The organism is Sandarakinorhabdus sp. (genome assembly GCF_031422795.1).
GTDB lineage: Bacteria > Pseudomonadota > Alphaproteobacteria > Sphingomonadales > Sphingomonadaceae > Sandarakinorhabdus.
Map to the genome: position 1 here is coordinate 1 of NZ_JANPML010000135.1, position 2,885 is coordinate 2,885.

At 67.0% G+C, this 2,885-nt stretch carries 2 protein-coding genes; both read left to right on the forward strand.

Going from position 1 to position 2,885, the window contains the following annotated elements; all coding sequences use genetic code 11:
- A partial coding sequence (locus RMO81_RS04970; RefSeq protein ID WP_310474654.1) for a peptidyl-prolyl cis-trans isomerase occupies positions 1 to 1,804 on the forward strand: 1,804 nt, incomplete at its 5' end.
- 5 nt (positions 1,805 to 1,809) lie between these two features.
- Positions 1,810 to 2,885: chorismate-binding protein (locus RMO81_RS04975; protein ID WP_310474655.1), on the forward strand; the 1,076-nt coding region annotated here is incomplete at its 3' end.

The following is a 2,885-nucleotide window of genomic DNA, read 5'->3' on the forward strand; positions in this document are numbered from 1 at the left end:
CGGCAGTGCGCCGGCCGGTTCGGTGGCAAAAGTCGGCGCGCGCACCATCAGCGAGCCCGAACTGCTGCAGGCCATCGATCGCACCGTGCGCGACCTGCGCCAGCGCGATCCCAGTCTGACGCAGGCGCAAGCCGCCCGCCAAGGCGTGGTGGAACTGATGGCGACCCAGTTGATCGGCCAGACCGCGATGGAGGAAATGGGCGGCGCTGCCGGGCTGAGCGCATCAGACACCGCGGTTGATACGGTGATCACCGGCATCCCCGCCTTCCAGAGCGGCGGCAAGTTCGATCAGGGAACCTATGATCGCGCACTGGCGCAGCAGGGTTTGACGGACAAGAAGCTGCGCCAGTCCATCGCCCGCGATCTGGTGCGCGAACAGTTGATCAAGCCGATCACCGGCGCGCTCGCCGTGCCCGATGGCGTCGCTGAACTTTATGCCCGGCTGCTGGTCGATCGCCACGAAGGTGCTGTTGCCACCCTTCCGGCCCCGCCGGCTGGTGCGCCGACAGCGACCGAAGCGCAGGCTTGGTACAAGGCCAACAGTGCTCGTTTCACCATCCCGGAACGCCGCGGTTTCCGCTACGCGTTGATCGATCGCGCCCAGATCGCCGCCGGCGTGAGCATCACCGACAAGGCCATTGCCGACGAATTCGCCAAGGATCCGGCCAAATATGGCGGCGCAGCCACCCGCGTGCTGGAACAGGTGGTGGTGCCCGATGCAGCCAAGGCCCAGGCCATTGTGGCAGCCGCAGGCGCGCAGGGCTTTGCAGCAGCAGCGCAATCGCTCGCCGGCTTTGGCGCCAAGGATATCGCGCTCGGCAGCCAGACCCAGGCCGCCTTTGCCAAGGCGACCAGCGCTGATGTGGCCAAGGCCGCCTTTGCGCTGCCGGTGGGCGGGGTTTCTGCACCGATCAAGACCGGCTTTGGCTGGCACGTGGTGCGGGTTGCCGCCGTGGGCGGTGCCGGCAAGTCACTGGCGCAGGCGCGCGCTGCCGTCGAAGCCGGCCTGAAGGAACGCGGCGTGGAAGATGCCGTGGCCGATATGGTTGCCGGCATCGAAGACGGGGTGGAGGCCGGCAAGAGCTTTGCCGATATCGCCAAGGAAGCCGCGCTCACCATCCAGAGCCAGACGCCCGTGACCGACAAGGGCCTGACCTTTGCCGGACTGGCGCAGGGCCCGCCGCCGCTGACCGGCGAACCTGCCGCCATTGCGGTGCGCGCCTTCAAGCATGAACCAGCCGATGGCCCGGTGGTGGAAGATCTGGGTGCTGGCCGCCTGGTGGTGATCGAAACCGCCACGGTGCTGCCCGCAGCGCCGCCACCCATCAAGGACGTGATGCCGCTGGCCATGGCCGGCGCAGCACAGGACAAGGCGATGAAGGCTGCCAAGGTGAAGGCTGATGCAGTGCTGGCCGCCACGAAAAAGGGCGTGAATTTTGCCAAGGCGCTGGCCGATGCCGGGCTTGCAGCTCCGCGTCCGCTCAATGGCCGCCGCATCGATATCGTCAATCAGCAGAATGTGCCCGAAGCCGCGCGCGCCTTTTTGAACGGGGCTGTGGGCAGCACGCAATTGCTCGCCGGCCAGGGCGGCTGGATTCTTGTGCATGTCGATCGCATCATCCCCGGCGATCCCAAGACGCAGGCCGGCTTGATCGAAGCCAGCCGCCGCGAATTGGGCAGCGTTCTGCCCGGCGAAATGGCCGAAGGTCTGGCCAAGGCCAGCATGGCAACCGCCGGCGTGGACAAGAACGACGCCACCATCAAGGCGCTGCGCACCCGGCTTTCGGGCGACGGCCTGCAATAACCGGGATGGCCACAGCACCGCCCGATCGCCGCATCGCTCCAGACCGCGCCAGCGCCAGCGCCGCGCTGGCCCAAGGCCAGCCGCAACTGATCTGGACGCGCATCGTGGCCGATACCGAAACCCCGGTTTCGGCGATGCTGAAACTGGGCCGCGAAGGATCGGGCGCGTTCCTGCTGGAATCGGTCGAAGGCGGCAGCGTGCGGGCGCGATACTCGTTGCTGGGGCTGGACCCGGATCTGGTGTGGCGCGCGCGCGGCGACACGAGCGAAATCAACCGCAACTGGCGGCACGATCAATCGGCTTTCACGCCAGTGGCAGGCGACACGTTGACGGCGTTGCGCGCACTGGTGGCCGAAGCCCGCGCCGATGTGCCACCGGAACTGCCAGCGGCGTTGGCCTGCCTTGTTGGTTACATGGGCTATGAAACGGTGCGGCTGGTGGAACCCAGCGTGCCCGATGCTGGCCCTTCGGCATTGGGCCTGCCCGACATGGTGTTCGTGCGCCCGACCCTGCTGCTGGTGTTCGACCGGTTGAAGGACGAATTGTTCATCGTCGCGCCGGTCTTTTCTGCCAGCGATCCCGGCGCTGCGTGGGACGCCGCCGCCGAACGCATTGCAGAGACGGAGCGCCGGCTGGCCATGGCCCTGCCCGCTCACCCGCGCCCGCCCGAAACCCTGCCAAAAGCCAATCCGCACCACCACACCGACAAGAGCCGCTATGCCGCCATGGTGGAAAAGGCGCGCGACTATATCCTGGCCGGCGACATTTTTCAGGTCGTGCTGTCGCAACGCTTCACGGTGGAATTCCCGCTGCCGGCCTTTGCCCTGTATCGGGCGCTGCGCCGCATCAACCCGTCGCCGTTCCTCTATTTCCTTGATCTGCCCGGCTTTGCGCTGGTCGGCTCAAGCCCGGAAATTCTGGTGCGCGCGCGCGGCGGTGACGTGACGATCCGGCCCATCGCCGGCACCCGCCCGCGCGGGAAAGACGCCGCCGAAGACGCCGCCAACCGGGAAAGCCTGCTCGCCGATCCCAAGGAATTGTCAGAGCATCTGATGCTGCTCGATCTTGGCCGCCACGACAC